Raw genomic sequence first — 19,644 nt, 5'->3', positions numbered from 1 at the left:
CGGTCACCGTCACATTGTCCAGCGTCAGCTGCGTCGCGGCGTCGATCGTCACCAGCCCGCCGTCTATATCGGCGTCGCTGATCTTGCTCGAGCTGGCGATGACGATGACACCGGCGCCGAGCACGTTGCCGTCATTGATGGTACCACCACTGATCCTAACGCCAGAAAGGGTCAGTGTCTTGCCGTCGTCGACCGTCAGAACGTTGTTGTTCAGAGTATTGTCGCTGATGGAACTATCCCCGATGATCTCGAGCAGTCCCAAGTTATTGATCGTCCCACCGTCTATCGCCACATGGTCCAGCATACGTGTCTGGTTGACATCGACCTGGATGACCCCGGCGTCGTGGATCACGGTATCTGTCACCGTGGTGCCGTTCAGCGTCAATGTGTAGCCATCGTCGACGAAGATCTGGCCACCGTATATCGCTGCATTGTTAATGGCGCTGTTGCCGGTGACATGAATGACCCCGTTGTCATTGACGACACCCCCGAGGATGAGGGTACCGTTCAAGGTCAAGGTCACACCATCATCGGACGTACTTCCGACCTGAATAACGCCGCCAAGATTCTCAACGTCGACGCTATTGAGCGTCGCACCCTGTCCGCTCTCAATCTTGACGATACCGGCGTTAAAAATGGTGCCGCCCGTGATCGTGGTACCGAAATCGAAGGTCAATTGCCCCGTGACAGCGATGGCGCCAAAATTGCTCACGATCTCGTCGTGGAAGGCATTGCCGGTGCCGCTGACGTTGATGCGACCAAAGTTATCCAATGAGCCGTTGATCAGCGTGGCACGACCAGTGAGGTCGATAGTCCCCTTGTTCTCGATGCTGCCATTGAACGAGGCGCCGTACAGCGACAAGTCTGCACCCGGATCGATTAGCACGAGGCCTGAATTTGCTACGTTGACGGCAACATTAAGCGTACCGCCGGCCAGTTCGAGCATTCCCCCTTCATCATTCGAAACGGAGCTTTGATCGATGAAATCTCCACCATCCATCAGCACAGTGCGACCGGAGTTGTGGAGCGCACTCCGGTCCAGGAGTTCAAGCAGGCCTACGATAGTCGTGCCAAAATTGTAAAATGTGCTTTCGCCGTAAAGCGTCAGCGCATTGCCAGTCGTCAAGGTACTGTTGTTGATCAGTTGCGCGCCGCCGCTGGTACCGGCCACCCCCAGTGTCACAGAGTTAGCAAACGCTGCTTCAACGATGGTCACCGTATTCTGGTCGGCGCCGCCAACGATAACCTCGGCGGGAATGAAAACATCATAGAGCGCCGTTGGAACGAGGCCCGACGACCAGTTTGAACCGACGCTCCAGAAACCCTCGTTGGGGATCCACTCTACCGAGGGAGGGGAGGATATCGTGATCGTAAACGGCTTCTGGACCGTCGTATTGTAACCAATATTGTTGGTGTCGACTTGAGCGTTGTAGGTCAGTACCAGTGTTCTGCCGGATCTAAGGAAATCGAACGCCCTGTCTGCGACACTGTAGGTCCAGCTGACTGAGCCAGAGCTGTTATTGCCGGGGGCTGGCACCACGGCAAGGTCGACTTCCACTGCTGTAATTGCCGCCAGTTCCTTGGCGGTCAGCGTCGCGGTGATATCCCTGCCTTGGGCATCCAGGACCTTGAACGAGACAAAATTGGTTTTGACCGTCGGAACATCGCCGCGGTTGACGTCTTCAAAGGTGATGATCCCCGAAACGGAATCGACATTCGCGCGGTTGGCAGCAGCAGATCGCACTGTGAACTCGCCTGACGTCACATTGACGGTTGGCGGAAAGTTCAAGTACACCGGGACGAACTCGAAGGTTGCAGTTGCCGTTACCGGGCCCAGCTGAAAACTCACCGAATACTTCGAACTGTAGCCATCGTCACCGGCAAACAGAATGTGCGGAATACCGTCCGGCACGATGGAATCGGTAAATTGATTCAGAGCCTTCGGGTTTGCGTCGGTAAATTTCAGCGCAAACACATCGGAGATGAGTTGCTGGATTTCAGCCGACAGCGGCGCGGCGGCCGCCGTACTGAACACGCCCTGATTGTAGGTGATGAGCTTGCCGGCGTCGTCAACGGTCGCGATCGGAGCAAGTGTGGTCCGGTCCATCAAGATATAGGATCCGGTTGTTCCATCCGGTTCTACCAGAACCTGGAAACCTGCCGTGACCTGGCCCTGGCCTCCGTTCGGCGACACGTTTGAAACAAGAAATTCAATCTTCTGGACCAGGACCGCTGTACCCCGGATGCCCATAGTCGCAACCGGGGTATCGACCTTCATGTCACCATGCTTGGCAGTCTGTCCGGCGACGAAAGTGATGGTTCCTGCGACGAGGCTCAACAACGACGAGTTGTTCGACCCGTTGGGGTCGTAGACCATTTCGTTGAGCACCATTCGTGAATTGGAGGCGAGCCCGAATACGGTGCCGTCGATAAAAGTGATTCCGAGCTTGGAATCCGAGCCTGATTGAACGACATCGCCCTTTTCCAGATTATCGCCGAGGTTCAGGACAATTGAAACGCCGTTGCGAATGGCCGTGGCATTGCCGACGAGCTTGGTGACGTGACCAATGATCTTGCCGGCACTGGTGCTGCCGTCAGCCTGCGCATACTGGGTATGGCCGGTCAGGGCCGTGACAACATCGCCGGTGAGCCAGGCCCCATCAGGTGACGCCAAGCCTGCGCGATGTTCGCCGCGAAAGTAATCGCGAATCAGGAAATGGCGGTCATCGCGCGAAAGCTCGAGGTCGACACCCGCGCGCTTGAACTCGCCGGAGAACAGAAGACTGGCGTCCGGCACCACAATGCGAGCGGGATTTGCCATATCCACCACGCCCGGCGCGCCGCCCGGCTGCAGGGCGGCCCCCCATTCATCGCCGCTATCCTCCCCGACGGGAAACATGAAGCCGCCCCAAAAGAATTAATGATTTATTTATCTTTTAACGAGTTCCTTATAATCCAATCAAATTCATCTACCAATGATTCTGACCTTATTTTTGAGGGGTATGCGCAGGGGGCGGGCAAGTTCAGCTGGCGCGATGACAACGTCGACTTAATTGATTTTATGTCTTATTTTAATCTTTTTGACTTATTTTGAGACAGAGCCAGAGACTGGCGTCGAAGCCGCGAAACCAGCCCACAAGCGGCTATACGCCGCGCTCCCCGAAAGGCAGATCAGGGTCACCTCGATCTGATGTCGGAATCCCCAATCGGCTTGCGCAGGCGGTCGAGGCGTTTGCCGACGACCGCGAGGTGATCCAAAACATCGATATCCAACTCGTCCTTCACGCAACGGGCTTGGCTTATGACATCAGTTCAGGTTCGGTTTTGGTGGCTTTTGGCATAGCTGCCTCAAGAGAGCCTGAGCTATCTCGTCAGCCTGTGCCGGCTGCAGAGCCACCGTGACGGATTTACCGTCCACGAAATCCAGCTTCAAAAAATGAATGTCGGTGTTGTGCCCGTAACCAGTAGCCCAATGCGCGATATTCAATCCGGTCGCACCTGCCATAGCCCAGATCCTTAAGGAGTGCGGCGATTCAGTCTTGACGCCCCTGGCCTGCTTCCTTGCCGGTGACCTGCGTCTTTGCGAGATGTCGGCGACGACGGTCGAAGAGATACTAGCCCAATCGGGAAAAAGTGGCAATTGCCAGCTGGAACCGTGTTCTAGGAAACGAACGCGAAAGCGCCCGTTCAGGTTCAGCCCGCGCGCCAGGCCTCCAGCCCCCGGGAGGATATGCCCCCGGCGGGGAGATCCGAACATCTCGGTGCGGGACAGGACGTCAGACCTCGACGGCCCCAAGGTCCGCACGTCGCCGCAAAGATCTCAGGCTCATGCGCCGCAATCCACTGTGCGGGATCCTGCTCGAAACAGGCCGGTTGCGGCGAGGCGCTCGTCAACGCCCTGCTCTCGCTCGCAATCACATGCTGCGCGCCATCGACGAGAACGGTCATGATCGTATTCAAGGAGGCGCAATTCCAGACAGGATCTTACCACATCAGATCGCAACCTAATGCGCGCGTATGTTGCGTCGGCGCAGCAGTTGAAGGTTGCCAGTTGTGGTTGATTGGACCACAGTGATCGCATGTGAGCGCCGTCTGCTGCGGTTGCACTGGACTGGCCCGATCCCTTTGCCGCGCCGGAACAGCCATGCAGCGATCCAGGGCCGTCTTCATCACGGGTCTCGTCTACGCCGTGATCGGCCTCGTCCTTGCGGGGGGCGGCCTTTGGCTCGCCGCGTTGGGCGGGTCCGTCTTCTATGTTGTTCTCGGTGTCGGCATTGTCGCGACAGCCGCGCTGTTGCTGGCGCGGCGCCGTTCGGCGCTGTGGCTGTTTGCGATCGTGCTGGTCGGCACGGTGGCGTGGGCCATCTCGGAGGTGCAATTCGACTGGTGGCCGCTCGCCTCGCGCGGTGACATCGTCTTCCCCATGGCGCTCTGGCTGCTGACGCCGGTGATCGTTCGCGGGCTGCTGCGAGACCAGCCGGTGTCCTACCGAAGCGCGACGCTGCCGCTCTGGATCGGCGTCGCCGCTTCTTCCGTCGTCCTCCTCATCGGACTTCGGTCGAGCTATCACGACATCGACGGCATGATCGCCGCGCAGGCTTCGACCGTGCCGCAAAGCGAATCCGACCCTCAGCCGGATGGCGACTGGCGCGCCTATGGACGCACGCAATTCGGACAGCGCTATTCACCGCTCAAGCAGATCACGCCCGACAATGTCGGCAAGCTCCGGGTCGCCTGGACCTTCCGCACCGGCGACGTGGCGACGCCGGAGGATTCCGGCGAGACGACCTTCGAGGTCACGCCGATCAAGGTGCGCGACACGCTCTATCTCTGCTCGCAGCACCAGGTGCTGTTTGCGCTGGACGCCGCGACAGGCAAGGAGCGCTGGCGATACGACCCCAGGCTGGTGTTCAACAAGACGTTCCAGCACATGACCTGCCGCGGCGTCTCCTACCACGAGACCGCGGCAGGCGCGGTCGACAGCAGCGGCAGCCCAGCACCCGCTGAATGTCCGCGGCGGATCTTCCTGCCGGTCAATGACGGCCGCATGATCGCGCTCGATGCCGACAGCGGCAAGCCGTGCGAGGGTTTTGGCGATCACGGCAGCCTCGACCTCCAGCAAGGCATGGGCGTCAAGACGGCGGGCTTCTTCGAGCCCACGTCGCCGCCTGTCGTCAGCGACAGGATACTGGTCGTCGCTGCCGCGGTGATCGACAATTACGGGGTCGAGGTGCCCTCGGGCGTGATCCGCGGTTTCGACGTCTACACCGGCAAGCTGGTTTGGGTCTGGGATTCCGGCGCGGCTGACGAGAACGAGATGCCGTCGCCGACGCGTCACTACACCAATGGCTCGCCGAATTCGTGGATCACCGCCTCGTTCGACCCGAAACTGAACCTCGTCTACATTCCGACGGGCAATAACGGGCCCGACATCTGGGGCGGCAATCGCAATGCGCTGGTCGAGCGCTATTCAAGCTCGATCGTGGCGCTCGACGTCAACACCGGCAAGCGCGTCTGGTCGTACCAGACGGTGCATCACGATCTCTGGGACATGGACGTTCCCTCGCAGCCGAGCCTGGTCGATGTGACCACGGCCAAGGGCGTCGTTCCCGCGATCATCCAGCCGACCAAGGTGGGCAACATCTTCGTGCTCGATCGACGGACCGGCGAACTGATCGTGCCAGCGCCGGAGCGCGCCGTGCCGCAGGGCGCCGCCCCCGGCGACCGCACCGCGCCGACGCAGCCGTTCTCCGAGCTGACATTCCGCCCCGAGGCGAAACTCACCGGCGCGGACATGTGGGGCGGCACGATCTTCGACCAGCTGCTGTGCCGGATCATGTTTCACCGGCTGCGTTACGAGGGCACCTTCACGCCGCCGTCGCTGCAAGGCACGCTCGTCTTCCCCGGCAATCTCGGCATGTTCGAATGGGGCGGCATCGCGATCGATCCCGTCAGACAGATCGCCATCGCCAACCCGATGTCGCTGCCCTTCGCATCCAAGCTCGTTCCGCGCGGCCCAGGAAACCCTCCGGCGCCGACGGCCGAGAAGCCCGTCGGCAGCGAGGTCGGAACGCAGCCGATGTATGGCACGCCGTTCGGGGTCGAGATCTGGAGCTTTCTCTCGCCGCTCTCCGTGCCGTGCTACCGGCCGCCATGGGGCTCGATGGCCGCGATCGACCTGAAGACGATGAAAATCGTCTGGCAGCATCCCAACGGCACGATCCGGGATACCACGCCGCTGCCGCTGCCTTTCAAGATGGGAGTCCCGATGCTGGGTGGGCCGATCACCACTGCCGGCGGGGTCGCGTTCTACACGGGGACTTACGAATACACGATCCGGGCCTACGACGTGCGCGACGGCAAGGTGCTCTGGGAAGACCGCCTGCCGGCCGGCGCCCAATCGACGCCGATGAGCTACGAGGCGGGCGGCAAGCAATACGTCGTCACCGCGGCCGGCGGCCACGGTTCGTTCGGCACCAAGCGCGGCGATTACGTCATCGCCTACGCGTTGAAGGATTGACCTGGGGAGCGCCGCATTTTGAGGTAGATGGAGCGGGTGAAGGGAATCGAACCCTCGTATTCAGCTTGGAAGGCTGCTGCTCTACCATTGAGCTACACCCGCGCAAGTCGCTGCCTAACACGGCCGGGCGGCGGTCTCAACTGCCCGTGGCGCTGCTTTCGCCGGCTTTCGGGCCCTTGCGCACAGGCCAGGTTCCGCCCCGCTCCGCCGCCCCTTAACAGCGGCGGCCATCCGGCCTATATTGAGATCTCCCGCAATCAACGAAAGGAGGTGATCCAGTGTCTTGTCTCAAGCGCTGTCACCTCGCTGGGATCGCCCGCTAGGCTTTGAAAGAGGCCTGGCATCGGGGCGCTCTCAGCCCTGGACCAGCGAGCAAGAAATCGGGCGCGACGGGTTCTCCCCGCCGCGCCTTTTGCTTGGCCAGGCGAAACTCGCCGGCGTCGCGCGCCGCTCAAAGCGGTGCCTCGCCCGCGAGCACCTCGCGGATCTTTTGCGACAGCTCGGCCTTCCGGTAGGGCTTGCGGAGCAGCGCCACACCGGGATCGAGATGTCCCTCGTGGACGATGGTGTTGTCGGTATAGCCTGACGTGTAGAGCACCCGCACGCCCGGCCGGCGGAGCCGGACCGCTTCGGCCAATTCCCGCCCGTTCATGCCGCCGGGCATGATGATGTCGGTAAACAGCAGATCGAAGCCCGCGCCCTGGTCGACCAGCGCAAGCGCGGCTGCGCCATCGCTGGCCGTCAGCGTGCGATAGCCGAGGCTGCCGAGCTGGGCGATGACATAGCCCTGCACGAGCGGGTCGTCCTCGACCACGAGAATGGTCTCGTGCCCGCGCGCCGGCGTGGGCGTCGGCCCCGGCCCGGTCCTTCCCGCCGCCTCGCCTGCCGATCGCGGCAGGAACAGCCGTATCACCGTGCCATGCCCCTCCTCACTCTCGATCGCGACGGTGCCGCCGGTCTGCTTGGCGAAACCATAGACCATGCTGAGGCCGAGCCCGGTGCCGCGGCCGACGCCCTTTGTGGTGAAGAACGGCTCGAACACGCGGTCGCGAATCTCGGCCGGAATGCCGTGGCCGGTATCGGCCACGGCGATCATGACGTAGGAGCCGGCATCGCCATCGTCGCTGCCGTCGAGCTCCCGGTTGGCGGTCTCGAGCGTGAGGCTGCCGCCGTCGGGCATCGCATCGCGCGCATTGACGGCAAGATTGACGATCGCCGACGAAAGCTGGGACGGATCGGCCATGGCCGGCCACGCATCGTCGGCGAGCCGGATCACGATCTCGACATGCTCGCCGAGAATCGGCCGCAACAGCTTCGCCGTCTCGACCACGAGAGCGTTGACGTCGATCTCGCGCGGCTCCAGCGGCTGACGCCTCGCAAAGGTCAGGAGCTGCGAGGTGATCTCCGCGCCGCGCGAGGCCGCATCGTCGATGAGCTGGGCGATTGCGGCAAGCTCCGGCTTGTCCGCGAGCCCCTCCTGGATGATCTCGATGGTCCCGGTGATGACGGTCAGCACGTTGTTGAAGTCGTGCGCGACGCCGCCGGTGAGCTGGCCCATCGCATCCATCTTCTGGGACTGGCGAAGCCGCTCTTCGGTCTCATGCTGCGCGGTGAGGTCGGTGGACGAGCCGCGATAGCCCGTGAAACGCCCGTCGTCGGCGAAAACAGGCTGACCGTTGACGCTGAAATAGTGCAGCCGCCCGGCCGCATCGCGGCCGCGATACTCGAATTTCCGGAACGGCTCGTGGCGGTCGAGCGCCGCCATGTGCTCGCGCCATTTCTCCGCTTCGGCATTCTGGTCGAGGGCGGCATCCGGGCGCCGCCTGCCGATCAGGGCTTCGGGATCCATGCCGAAAGCACCGGCGCGGTCCGATATGTAGGTGAAGACGTGATCGGGCCCGGTTTCCCAGAACCAGTCCGATGCGGTCTCGGCATAGTCGCGAAAGCGCTGCTCGCTCGCGCGCGCGTCCTCTTCGGCGCGACGGCGGATCTTCAGATCGCGTTCGAGATTCGCGTTGGCCTCGCGCAGCTCGCCATAGGCACGACCGAGGTTGGCGCACATGACGTTGAACGCGTCGGTCACCTTGTCCAGCTCATCGGGATCGTAGGGCGGCCGTCGCTCCAGTTGCAAAGGCGGCGGCGGCCGCGCCACGCTGTATTTGCTGACGAAGTCTGCGATCGCGACCAGATGCCGCGTCACCAGAACGTGGAACATGTAGATGATGAACAGTGAGACCAGGAACGTCTTTGCCGCCTGGCTTGCCAGGATGACGAGGGCCCGGTTCAGCAATTGCCGATAGACGTCATTCAGCGTCGCCTCGACATGCAATACGCCGATGTTGTGCACCGTCCCCTGCACATTGGTGGTCAGCGGATAGTCGCGCGCCACGACCGAGCGGGCGCTTCGCGCGCCGACGGCGACGCGGATGGGATCGGGGCGATCGGCGATCTCGCGGACCTCGGCGGCGCGCATGCCCGGCAGCCGCAGGATACCGTCGAGCTGAAGCTTGAGCTGGTTCTGGTCGAGATTCCACAGGCTTTCGCCGAGGCTGGCCGTGGTGCTGCGGCCGACCTCCTCGAGCCGCGTCTCGATCATGCCGACTTCGCGGTCATAGTCGAGATAGAGCTGGAGCACGGTCAGTGTCAGCGTCACGACGGAGGAAAACAGCAGCACGGCGGCAAGCAGGCGGGGCCCGACGCCGCTCCGCGACCAGTTGAAGATCCGCGACGGCAACGCGGCGAGCAGCGGGGACGTGAACGCCGTTCCGATGCCGCTCAAATCCTGCTTCGCGGCCGCCGGCGCAACAGCGCGGCCACGGTCGGGATTCTCGTCACCTGCGTTGGCCATGCACCCCGTCCCAGAAAATGGCGACACTCCTGTCCGGCCTGCCGGCCGCGGCCGCGCACAACTCGACGGTTTTGATTCTCCTCAGCACACGAGGTGTGCGGCAATCCTGTCGGCCCTTGGGCGATCTGAGGTCGGTGGGTCATATCTTGCGCCCAGCAGCAGGATTCCCGCGTAAAATATCACTCCGCGTGCTAGAATGACACCGGTGAAATCCGGAAGACGCGCGCGTGGCGGGCGAACGTTGGGGGCCACGGCTCTGCGTCATGCGCCATCTGCGGTAGATCGCGCGGGGCCCCCAACCCAATGGTAGCAAGAGCTGACCAGAGAGGCGCCCCATGTGGCGGATAGTCGTCGTCTGCCTGTCCCTGCTCACGGCCGGAACGTCGTCCGCGCAGTCCGTGATCCGCCTGGCACGGATCGCAGACATCCCGGATCAATATGTCGGCGGCGAGATGCTGCGGGCCGTCTACGCCAAGCTGAACATCAAGCTCGAATTCGAGGACGTCCCCGGCAAGCGGGCGCTGGCGCTGTCGAGCTCCGGCGAGCTCGACGGTGAAATCCAGCGGATCGGAACGCTGTCCCGCGACTACCCGACACTGCTGCAGGTGACGCCCGCGATCAACTACATCGAGCCCGCGGTGTTCACGACCAAGCTCCATTTCGACGTCGACGGCTGGAATTCGATCAGGAACTACAGCATCGGCATCGTCCGCGGCGTCGGCTCGTCGGAAGCCGGCACGCGCGGCATGGACCGCGTCACGGCGACCACCGGCATCGAGAACATGATCAGGATGCTCGATGCCGATCGCTTCGACGTGATGGTCACCGACCTCTTCAGCGGCCTGGTCGCAGTCCGCAAGCTCAATCTCCAGGCCAGGATATATCCGCTCTCCCCGCCGCTCGAGCGCATCAGCATCTATCATTACCTGCATGAGCGGCATCGCGACCTCGTGCCGAAGGTCGGACAGGTGATCGCGCAGATGCAGGCGAGCGGCGAGCTCGCGGCGCTGCGCGAGGCTCTCGTCAAGCAGGTCTTGAGCGCGCCCTGATCAATTCCGGCTCAGAGCACGCGGAGCCGCTCGCGCACCGCCACGGCGGCGATCAGCGTACCTGCGCACCAGGCCATGACCGCACGGTGGGGCTCGGCACTCAAAAGCACGGTGAGGATGCTCGCCAGCAGGCAAGGCGCAATCACGTTGCAGTTCCGGCTCACGAGCGAGAGCAGGAAAGGCAGTGCAGCGATCGTGATTTGCAGGGCGCTCATTCGCGCGTCGTTTCGCTCGGCGAGGCTCAGAAGCCGAAGATGGCGAACATGGACGGACGCTTGCCGCGGCGGGTCTCGACGATTCGCTCGCCGCCATTCGCGACGGAGCTGCCGTAATAGCGGTGATGACCGGCCTGGTCGTGCAGATCGACAGGCTCCGACGTCCCTGCCCGCCGCGCATCGCAGATGATCTTGATGGTCCGACCCGACATTGCCGCCTCCGATAGCCCTTGATTGCTCTTGGTGGCCATCAGTCGCCTCGACTTTGGCCGGCGTTCACACCGCCGGCCCGCAATCGGGTTTCATGACGGTTTCGTCAGCATCGCCATGACGCAATATTTCGTATCGGGCCATTGTCGGTATCGATGGCGGTGATACGTCCTTCGGGCTGCGCGCCCAAAAACAAGCGAGGTGAAAATGCTCTACGCAATCCTGGCCTACCACGTGGAAGACGAGCTGTTGGCATGGACGCCGCAGGAGGACGCCGCTGTCGTGGCCAAGGTCATCGAGGTTCAGGCCCCCTTGCGGGCGAGCGGACACCTTGGACCGGCCGCCCGTCTGGATGATACGAGAAAGGCCCACACCTTGCGTGGCCCGGGCGCGGGCATCGTGCTGGACGGCCCGTTTGCCGAGACCAAGGAGCAGCTTCTGGGATTCCACCTCGTCAACTACGACACGGACGAGGAGGCGATCGCGGCGGCGCGGAAGCTGCGCGAGGTCAATCCGAGCGCGGTCTACGAGATCCGCCCGGTCAAGCTTTACGTGCCGGCCGATGGGTTCGGCGCGACAGCGACCAGGGGATGACCGATCAAGGCGCCGTCGGGTCCTGCCGGCCGCCGCCTTGTCCATGCGGCAGCGGTTGGGAAGAGGATCACGCCTTCGGGCTGGAACCTTCGGCTGTTCCTCTCCCCTGAATCCTCGGGACCCCGCGCCCAGCCGCATTGCGATTCGCCGGAGGATCGTCGATTCTGGCGGCTTCATCGGGGCGATTCGTGACTTCATATCTGGACACGCTCAATGCGGAGCAGCGCCGCGCCGTGGAGCATGGCGTGGCCGATGGCGCGACCGTGGGCGCCCCCCTGCTCGTCATTGCCGGCGCCGGTTCCGGCAAGACCAATACGCTCGCCCATCGCGTCGCGCATCTGATCGTCGCCGGCGCCGATCCCCGCCGCATCCTCTTGATGACGTTCTCCCGCCGCGCCGCGGCCGAGATGGCGGGCCGGGTCGAACGCATCGCCCGAAAGGTGCTCGGCGAAAACAACGCCGCGATCATGCGCGACGCGCTGACCTGGGCCGGAACCTTCCACGGCATCGGCGCGCGGCTGCTGCGCGAATATGCCGAGCGGATCGGTATCGATCCCGCCTTCACCATCCACGACCGCGAGGATTCCGCCGACCTGATGAACCTGGTGCGGCACGAACGCGGCCTGTCGAGGACCGAGAACCGCTTTCCGGCCAAGGGCACCTGCCTGTCGATCTATTCGCGCTGCGTCAACGCCGAGATGGAAATCGAGAAGGTGCTCGGCCAGCATTATCCTTGGTGCGCCGGTTGGGCGGCCGAATTGAAGGGTCTGTTCACGGCCTATGTCGAGGCCAAGCAGGCCCAGCACGTGCTCGATTACGACGACCTCCTGCTCTACTGGTCGCAGATGATGAGCGATGCATTGATTGCGGAAGAGATCGGCGGCCGCTTCGATCACGTGCTGGTCGACGAATATCAGGACACCAATCGCCTGCAATCCTCGATCCTGCTGGCACTCAAGCCCGACGGACGCGGGCTCACCGTCGTCGGCGACGACGCGCAGTCGATCTATTCGTTCCGCGCCGCCACCGTGCGCAACATCCTTGACTTTCCGCAGAGTTTTTCGCCGCGCGCGGAGATGATCACGCTCGATCGCAACTATCGCTCGACGCAAGCGGTGCTGGCAGCCGCCAACGGCGTCATCGGCCTCGCGCGCGAGCGCTTCACCAAGAATCTCTGGACCGACCGCGCCTCGACGCAGAAGCCGCAGCTCGTCACCGTTCACGACGAGGCCGACCAGGCCCGCTACATCGTCGAACAGGTGCTGGCCAATCGCGAACAAGGCGCGCTGCTCAAGCACCAGGCGGTGCTGTTCCGGACCTCCTCGCATTCAGGCCCGCTGGAGATCGAGCTGACCCGCCGCAACATCCCCTTCGTCAAATTCGGCGGGCTGAAATTCCTCGACGCCGCCCACGTCAAGGACGTGCTGGCCTTGCTGCGCTTTGCCGAGAACCCGCGCGACCGCGTCGCCGGCTTTCGTATCCTGCATCTGTTGCCGGGCATCGGTCCCGCGACCGCGCAGCGCGTGCTCGATCAGATGGCCGAGAGCGCCGATCCGCTGCACGCACTCGCTCAGCTCCCGGTGCCAGCGCGCACCGGCGCGGACTGGACCGACTTCGTCCGCACTATCGAGAATTTGCGCTATTCGGAATGGCCTGTGGATCTCGAACGCGTGCGGCTCTGGTACGAACCGCACCTCGATCGCCTCCACGAGGATTCCGAGACGCGCCGCGCCGACCTGATGCAGCTCGAGCAGATCGCGAGCGGCTATTCCTCGCGCGAAAAATTCCTGACCGAGCTCACGCTCGATCCGCCAGATGCGACCAGCGACAAATCAGGGCCGCCGCTCCGCGACGAGGATTACCTGATCCTCTCCACCATCCATTCCGCCAAGGGCCAAGAGTGGAAGTCGGTGTTCGTGCTCAACGTCGTCGACGGCTGCATGCCGTCCGATCTCGGCGCCGGCACCAGCGCCGAGCTCGAGGAGGAGCGCCGCCTGCTCTACGTCGCGATGACACGCGCCAAGGACGATCTTCACCTCGTCGTGCCGCAGCGTTTCTTCGTCCACGGCCAGGCCGCCAAGGGCGACCGCCACGTCTACGCCTCCCGCACCCGCTTCATCCCGGAGCCGCTGGTCTATCTGTTCGAGCGCACCGCGTGGCCGAAGGCTGCCTCGGCTGGCGCGCGCGCTGCATCGCAGGGACCGAAGATCGACATCGGCGCGCGGATGCGGGGGATGTGGCGGTAGACGCAAGAGCCTCATCTCCGAACCTGTCAGGATATCAGGAACAGCAGAGGCCTGAGATGAAAGCCGTCGTCGTCGAACAATACGCCCCCATCGATCAGATCGAGCTGAAGGACGTTCCGTCGCCACACATGGAGCCCGGACATTTGCGCGTCCGGGTGGAGGCGGCGGGCATCGGCTTTGTCGACGGCCTGAAGATCGAGGGACGCTACCAGACCAAGGATCCCCTGCCCTTCATTCCTGGGACGGAATTTGCTGGTGTCGTCGAGGAGGCTCCCGGCGCTCCGGGAGGTTATCAGCCCGGCATGCGCGTGATGGGCATGACGCGGTCGGGCGCGCTGGCCGAGGAGATCGTGGTCAGGCCCGAAACGGTCTATCCCCTGCCGGATGGCGTCGCGGCCGAAGTCGCCGCCTCGTTTCGTGCCAATTATCTGACTGCACTCTATGCGCTGAGCGCCCGTGCCACGATCGTCGCTGGCGAGCAGCTTCTCGTGCTGGGCGCTGCCGGCGGCACGGGCACCGCAGCGGTGCAAATCGGCAAGCTGCTCGGCGCGCGCGTGATCGCGGCAGCGTCAACGCCGGAGAAGCGCGAGTTCGCGCAGGCGCATGGCGCCGACGCTGTCATCGACTATACGCAGGCCGGCTGGCGCGACACGTTGAAGGAATTGACCGGAGGACAAGGCCCAGACGTGATCTTCGATCCTGTCGGCGGCGATATCTCGGTGCAGGCCTTTCGCTCGATCGCCTGGCGCGGGCGCCATCTGGTGGTCGGCTTTGCCGGAGGCGCGATCCCCGCCCTGCCGTTCAATCTGCCGCTCCTGAAAGGCGGCGCCCTGCTCGGCGTCGATCTCGCGCAGATCCCCACGCGCGAGCCAGACGTGCAGAAGAGCCTGATGTCGAAGCTGATTGGCTGGCTCGCGGAAGGCAAGCTGAAGCCCGCGGTGGGTCGCGTCTTCGCACTTGAGGACTTCCGCGAGGCCTTCAAGACGATGCAGACGCGCGCCGCGCTCGGCAAGATGGTCGTGCGCATTTCGAAGTAGGACCCACAAACGGAAACCGAGCATTTCCGGAAGGTGCCTTGTGACGTTGCGGGCATCCACTAAGTCTGGTCGATCCTCCCCACAGAGACCTGATCGATGACCGCACCGCTCGAATTCGGACTGGATACCTTTGGCGACGTCACCAAGGACGCCGCGGGCGACATGCTGCCGCATGCGCAGGTGATCCGCAATGTCGTCGACGAGGCGGTGCTGGCCGACGAGCTCGGCCTCGACTTCATCGGCCTCGGCGAGCACCACCGTTCTGATTTTGCGATCTCCTCGCCTGAGACCGTGCTCGCGGCGATCGCCTCGCGGACCAAGCGCATCCATCTCGGCTCGGCCGTGACGGTGCTGTCTTCGGACGATCCCATCCGGGTGTTCCAGCGCTTTGCGACGCTCAATGCGCTCTCCAATGGACGCGCCGAGGTGATCCTCGGGCGCGGCTCGTTCACGGAGTCCTTTCCGCTGTTCGGCTTCGACCTGCGCAAATATGAAGAGCTGTTCGAGGAGAAGCTCGACCTGTTTGCCGCACTACTCTCGCAGAAGCCGGTGACGTGGCAGGGCAAGTTGCGTCCGCCGCTGAAGGAGCAACTGGTCTATCCGCCGGTCGAGAACGGTCAGCTCAAAACCTGGATCGGCGTCGGCGGCAGCCCGCAATCCGTGGTGCGCGCCGCGCATTACGATCTACCCCTGATGCTCGCCATCATCGGCGGCGATCCGGCGCGCTTCGCGCCTTACGTCGATCTCTATCACCGCGCCTTCAAGGAGTTCGGCCGCCCCGCGCAGCCGATCGGGGTGCACTCGCCAGGCTATGTCGCCGAGACCGACGAGCAGGCGCGCGAAGAGCTATGGCCCGACTACAAGGCGATGCGCGACCGCATCGGCCGCGAGCGCGGCTGGCCGCCGATGGGCCGCGATGAATTCGTCAGCGAGGCCGAGCACGGCTCGCTCTATGTCGGCTCGCCCGAGACCGTCGCGCGCAAGATCGCCAAGACGGCGAAGGCGCTCGGCATTGCGCGCTTCCAGCTGAAATATTCGGCGGGACCGTTGCCCCACGAAAAGCTGATGAAGAGCATCGAACTCTACGGGCGGAAGGTGGTGCCGATGGTGAGAGATTTACTCTCCTAGATCGTTCGCCGCTGCCGTTTGATCCACGTCAAGCCGTGCGGATGGGATTCGCGGGTAGAAGCGGATTCCCGCGCATCTCAGGACAAGCAGGCGAATGGCACCTCTTCCCCGGAAGTCCAGGCAGGTTCGACCACGAAAGAACGGGGCCAAGCCGCTCCGGCGGCCCAAATCGGCGGCGGCGCGAGCGCGCGCGATCAAGCTCACTCCGGTCGAACGCTCGTTCGCCGAACAATCCACCGCGGGCGCCTTACAGGCCGAGATCGCGGCGCTTGACAGTGCCCTGACGGGCCCGCCGGCACTCGCACCCGACAGCGAACCGATTCAGGCTATCCTCACCGGGGCCGCTCCAGACGACGCCAAACGATTGCAGGCGCTGCTGGTTGGCAAGGAGCCCAAGCGCATCAAGCGGACCACCAGCGACGAACTGGCGGACGACTGGCGGTTCGGTGGTTATCCCTACAAGTCCCGGATGTATCGCCGCGACTACGAGGAGCAGAAATTCGTTCTTCAAACCGAATTGTTGAAGCTTCAAAACTGGATGAAAGAAACCCGACAGCGCCTCGTACTGCTGTTCGAGGGACGCGACGCGGCCGGCAAGGGCGGCGCGATCAAGCGCTTCATGGAACATCTGAACCCGCGCGGCGCCCGGGTCGTCGCCCTGGAAAAGCCGAGCGACGTCGAGCGAGGGCAATGGTATTTTCAGCGTTATGTGCAGCATCTGCCGACTGCTGGCGAGATCGTGCTGTTCGACCGGAGCTGGTACAACCGCGCCGGTGTCGAACGCGTCATGAGCTTCTGCACGCCGGCAGAGTACGACGAGTTCCTGCGCCAGGTCCCCGAATTCGAGCGCAACCTCGCCCGCAGCGGACTCCACCTCATCAAGTTCTGGTTCTCGGTCAGCCGCGAGGAGCAGCGGCGCCGCTTCAAGGAGCGTGAAGGACATCCGCTGAAGCAGTGGAAGCTGTCACCGATCGATCTCGCCTCGCTCGACAAATGGGACGACTATACCCGCGCCAAGGAGGGCATGTTCTTCCACACCGACACGGCGGACTGTCCTTGGATCGTCATCAAGTCCGACGACAAGAAGCGCGCGCGGCTCAATGCGATGCGCTACGTGCTGCATGCGATGCCCTACGCCGGCAAGGACACCAAGCGCATCGGCATGGTCGACGATCTCCTGGTCGGGCGCGCCAACGTCATCCACGAACGCGAAGAGCACGCGCGATAGGACCGGAACGGCTGACAGACGGCGCGTCCAACAGGCGCTACGCTGTAGTAGCGGTCCGCTTATCTTGGCTTCGCACGACGGTGATCGGGGCGCGCTTGAATTGGGCTGGCTTGCCCAGCCGAAGCTCGCGAAGCGAGCGAAGGCTGGTGGGGGAGGCAGGACTCGAACCTGCGAAGCCATGAGGCGGCTGATTTACAGTCAGCTCCCTTTGCCACTCGGGACACTCCCCCGCTCGACGGCAGCACAATCGGGCCGGACCTTGCCGGCGGACCGAAGACGGCCATGGAACGTGAAGGCCGCGACAGCCCGGATGGGGGCGCGACCGGGCGCGTTTATGGGCGAAGCGGTGGGGCAAAGTCAACCGAGGCGAACAGCTAAAATCGACCTGGAAGCCACCCAAATTGCCATATTCCGGGACCCGTGACACAAGCGAGCCCATGAAGGACAAAAAATTCGCCCCGAGGGGCCCCCGCGGCGGGGCTAAGCCCTTCAACAAAACAGGGAAATCGGCCGGCCGACCGGCCTGGCGCGAACGCGATTCGCATGCCGACGGGCCGGTCATCCTCTATGGCTGGCACACGGTCACCATGGCGCTGGCCAATCCTGCCCGGCGCATCCGCAAGCTGACGCTGACCGAGAACGCCGCGAGGCGGCTTGCGGACGAAAACATCGAGACCCGGATCGCGCCCGAGATCGTCCGCCCCCAGGAGATCGACCGCCTGCTCTCGCCCGACGCCGTGCACCAGGGCCTGCTCGCCGAGGCCGATCCCCTGCCCTCGCCTGACATCGAGACCTTGAAGCAGGAAGGCATGGTGCTGGTGCTGGACCAGATCACCGATCCGCACAATGTCGGCGCCATCCTGCGCTCTGCCGCGGCGTTCGCGGTGAAGGCGATCGTCACCACCGCGCGTCACAGCCCCGAGGCGACCGGCGTGCTCGCCAAGGCCGCCTCCGGCGCGCTGGAGCTGGTGCCGATGGTCACGGTGCAAAATCTCGCCCGCGCGCTGACTTCGCTGAATGAGCGAGGCTTCCAGACCGTCGGCCTCGACAGCGAAGGCAGCGAGGACCTCTCGGACGTCACGCTACGCGAACCGCTCGCGCTGGTGCTGGGCGCTGAAGGCAAGGGCCTGCGGCAGTTGACGCGCGAGACCTGCAGCGTCGTGGCGCGGCTCGACATGCCCGGCGAGATCAAGAGCCTCAACGTCTCGAACGCCGCCGTGCTCTCGCTCTATGTCGGCGCGAGCCGGCTCGGACTCATGAAACGCTAGGCGTCGCCGCACACATTCCGACGATGCCATCTTGCGCCTGTTTTGCCCGACGGGTCAAGCGAGTTTCGGTTTTACGGAAAAATCAGACCCGAAAACGAGCCAATGAGCGATGATCCCTCATCTCGCTCTCATTGCGCTTCAAGTCCTTGATTTCGCTGAGCCCGGCTACTGTGCATGGGGTTGTTTTGGAGACAAAACAAAACGCCCGTCCGCATCACGCGGACGGGCGCTCGTTTGGATCAACCGATCAGAGATCAGTAATAGCGGCGCAGCACGCGGTGGCCACCGTAATACGGCTGGTAGCGATGGGCGTAACCATAGCGCGGACCGTAGCCGTAATGCGTGCGCGGCAGGTAGCCGTAGCGCGGGCCGTAGCCGTAGCGATACGGGCGGTAATACGGGCGGTGATGATAGGCGTACGGCGCAACGGCAGCAGCGCGATAGCCATAGCCATAGTTGGCGGGTGCGACGACCGCGTCTTCCTGATAGGTCGGGGTCGGCGCGAAGGCACCCGGGCCGGTGTAGGTCGGGCCCTGGTTGACGTAGTAGTACTGCGAGGTCGGCTCGGCCAGGCGCTCATAGCCATAACCATAGCCGGCTCCGTAGCCGTAACCGCCGCAACCGGTGTTGCAGCCGGAGAACACCGGCGCAACCGGTCGGCACGGATTGAAGCCGCAGGCCATGGCCGGCGCGCTGCCCACGAACATCACGGCAGCGGCCGCGACCAGTCCCGAAATCATCTGACGCATTACTCTCTCCTGTTGATTTCCGTCTTGTTGGATTCCGACGTTTCTCAACCCGGCGGTTTGCCGGGCATTCCTGCATGCGGCCGTGGTCGAGGACGGCGCGGATGGTCGTTGATCTCGGGCGCGAGGATCACCGGCGGCGGGTCGACCGGCACGTCCATTTGCGGCGGCAACGGCGCGGACGAGGCGCCCCAGCTCTCATGGTAGCTCTCGGCCGGCTTCGGCAATTTGCGGTTCGCTGGCGGCTCGACCTCGAGGCGGCCATAGCCGGGCTGCAAGCCCATGCTCGGATAATAATGCCCGACATCGGAGGGCTGCCGCTCGGCCACGTAGCGTCCGCCATAGATCGTGGGCTGCACCTGGATGTTCTTGCCGAGGCCCCAGACACCTTCGACGACGGCGTAGGACGCATCGATATTGTTGATGATGATGGGCGCGCCGGGACGGACGGGCACGACGATATCGAAACCGCCGCCGGCAAAGGCCGTCGCGGGCAGTCCGATCAGAAAGGCTGCGAGCGCGAAAGCGCGCATGGAGTGATCCCGGTTGTCCGAC

At 63.5% G+C, this 19,644-nt stretch carries 15 protein-coding genes and 2 tRNA genes; 8 read left to right on the top strand and 9 right to left on the bottom strand.

Annotated features, from left to right (window positions below):
* Both QY049_RS35555 and QY049_RS35550 read right to left on the bottom strand, forming a co-directional pair.
* The coding region (locus QY049_RS35555) for a FecR domain-containing protein (RefSeq protein WP_301270474.1) at positions 1 to 2,899 on the bottom strand (2,899 nt) is incomplete at its 3' end.
* Positions 2,900 to 3,307: 408 nt separating this feature from the next.
* On the bottom strand, positions 3,308 to 3,505 hold the full coding sequence (locus tag QY049_RS35550; protein WP_194482229.1) for a hypothetical protein: 198 nt from the start codon (positions 3,503 to 3,505) through the stop codon (positions 3,308 to 3,310).
* A gap of 639 nt (positions 3,506 to 4,144) precedes the next feature.
* Here QY049_RS35550 and QY049_RS35545 point away from each other — a divergent pair.
* On the top strand, positions 4,145 to 6,520 hold the full coding sequence (locus QY049_RS35545; RefSeq protein ID WP_301270473.1) for a glucose/quinate/shikimate family membrane-bound PQQ-dependent dehydrogenase: 2,376 nt from the start codon (positions 4,145 to 4,147) through the stop codon (positions 6,518 to 6,520).
* A gap of 28 nt (positions 6,521 to 6,548) precedes the next feature.
* On the opposite strand, the gene QY049_RS35540 is transcribed toward QY049_RS35545, so the two are convergent.
* Positions 6,549 to 6,622: transfer RNA gene (locus tag QY049_RS35540), tRNA-Gly, on the bottom strand.
* Between the two features lie 349 nt (positions 6,623 to 6,971).
* Positions 6,972 to 9,368 (bottom strand): ATP-binding protein, encoded by a 2,397-nt coding sequence (locus tag QY049_RS35535; protein ID WP_301270472.1) that lies wholly within the window; start codon positions 9,366 to 9,368, stop codon positions 6,972 to 6,974.
* Between the two features lie 335 nt (positions 9,369 to 9,703).
* Here QY049_RS35535 and QY049_RS35530 point away from each other — a divergent pair, with 335 nt between their 5' ends.
* Positions 9,704 to 10,417, top strand: coding sequence for an ABC transporter substrate-binding protein (locus QY049_RS35530; protein ID WP_301270471.1), 714 nt, complete (start codon positions 9,704 to 9,706; stop codon positions 10,415 to 10,417).
* Positions 10,418 to 10,428: 11 nt separating this feature from the next.
* Here QY049_RS35530 and QY049_RS35525 read toward each other — a convergent pair whose 3' ends face one another.
* On the bottom strand, positions 10,429 to 10,632 hold the full coding sequence (locus tag QY049_RS35525) for a hypothetical protein (RefSeq protein WP_258766486.1): 204 nt from the start codon (positions 10,630 to 10,632) through the stop codon (positions 10,429 to 10,431).
* Between the two features lie 26 nt (positions 10,633 to 10,658).
* On the bottom strand, positions 10,659 to 10,844 hold the full coding sequence (locus QY049_RS35520; RefSeq protein WP_301270470.1) for a hypothetical protein: 186 nt from the start codon (positions 10,842 to 10,844) through the stop codon (positions 10,659 to 10,661).
* Positions 10,845 to 11,049: 205 nt separating this feature from the next.
* Between QY049_RS35520 and QY049_RS35515 the strand changes: the two genes are divergently transcribed.
* From QY049_RS35515 to ppk2, 5 genes are all read left to right on the top strand, one after another.
* A complete protein-coding gene (locus QY049_RS35515; RefSeq protein ID WP_258766485.1) occupies positions 11,050 to 11,436 on the top strand; it encodes a YciI family protein in 387 nt (128 codons plus the stop codon).
* A gap of 188 nt (positions 11,437 to 11,624) precedes the next feature.
* Positions 11,625 to 13,682, top strand: a complete 2,058-nt coding sequence (locus QY049_RS35510) for an ATP-dependent helicase (RefSeq protein WP_301270469.1) — start codon at positions 11,625 to 11,627, stop codon at positions 13,680 to 13,682.
* A 56-nt stretch (positions 13,683 to 13,738) separates the two neighbouring features.
* Positions 13,739 to 14,719 (top strand): NADPH:quinone oxidoreductase family protein, encoded by a 981-nt coding sequence (locus QY049_RS35505; RefSeq protein WP_301270468.1) that lies wholly within the window; start codon positions 13,739 to 13,741, stop codon positions 14,717 to 14,719.
* A 96-nt stretch (positions 14,720 to 14,815) separates the two neighbouring features.
* Positions 14,816 to 15,847, top strand: a complete 1,032-nt coding sequence (locus QY049_RS35500; RefSeq protein ID WP_301270467.1) for an LLM class flavin-dependent oxidoreductase — start codon at positions 14,816 to 14,818, stop codon at positions 15,845 to 15,847.
* 94 nt (positions 15,848 to 15,941) lie between these two features.
* Positions 15,942 to 17,075, top strand: coding sequence for a polyphosphate kinase 2 (ppk2, locus tag QY049_RS35495; protein WP_301270466.1), 1,134 nt, complete (start codon positions 15,942 to 15,944; stop codon positions 17,073 to 17,075).
* A gap of 144 nt (positions 17,076 to 17,219) precedes the next feature.
* Here ppk2 and QY049_RS35490 read toward each other — a convergent pair.
* Positions 17,220 to 17,305 (bottom strand) — tRNA-Tyr (locus QY049_RS35490).
* A gap of 207 nt (positions 17,306 to 17,512) precedes the next feature.
* On the opposite strand from QY049_RS35490, the gene rlmB reads away from it, so the two are divergent.
* Positions 17,513 to 18,343 (top strand): 23S rRNA (guanosine(2251)-2'-O)-methyltransferase RlmB, encoded by an 831-nt coding sequence (gene rlmB / locus QY049_RS35485; RefSeq protein WP_301270465.1) that lies wholly within the window; start codon positions 17,513 to 17,515, stop codon positions 18,341 to 18,343.
* 254 nt (positions 18,344 to 18,597) lie between these two features.
* Here rlmB and QY049_RS35480 read toward each other — a convergent pair whose 3' ends face one another.
* Positions 18,598 to 19,092 carry a hypothetical protein gene (locus QY049_RS35480; RefSeq protein WP_301270464.1) on the bottom strand — a complete coding sequence of 165 codons (495 nt, stop codon included), beginning with the start codon at positions 19,090 to 19,092 and terminating at the stop codon, positions 18,598 to 18,600.
* A 44-nt stretch (positions 19,093 to 19,136) separates the two neighbouring features.
* On the bottom strand, positions 19,137 to 19,622 hold the full coding sequence (locus tag QY049_RS35475; RefSeq protein ID WP_301270463.1) for a hypothetical protein: 486 nt from the start codon (positions 19,620 to 19,622) through the stop codon (positions 19,137 to 19,139).
* Positions 19,623 to 19,644 lie beyond the last annotated feature (22 nt).

The organism is Bradyrhizobium sp. WYCCWR 13022, from assembly GCF_030435535.1.
GTDB lineage: Bacteria > Pseudomonadota > Alphaproteobacteria > Rhizobiales > Xanthobacteraceae > Bradyrhizobium.
This window is presented reverse-complemented; position numbering and strand designations above follow the sequence as displayed.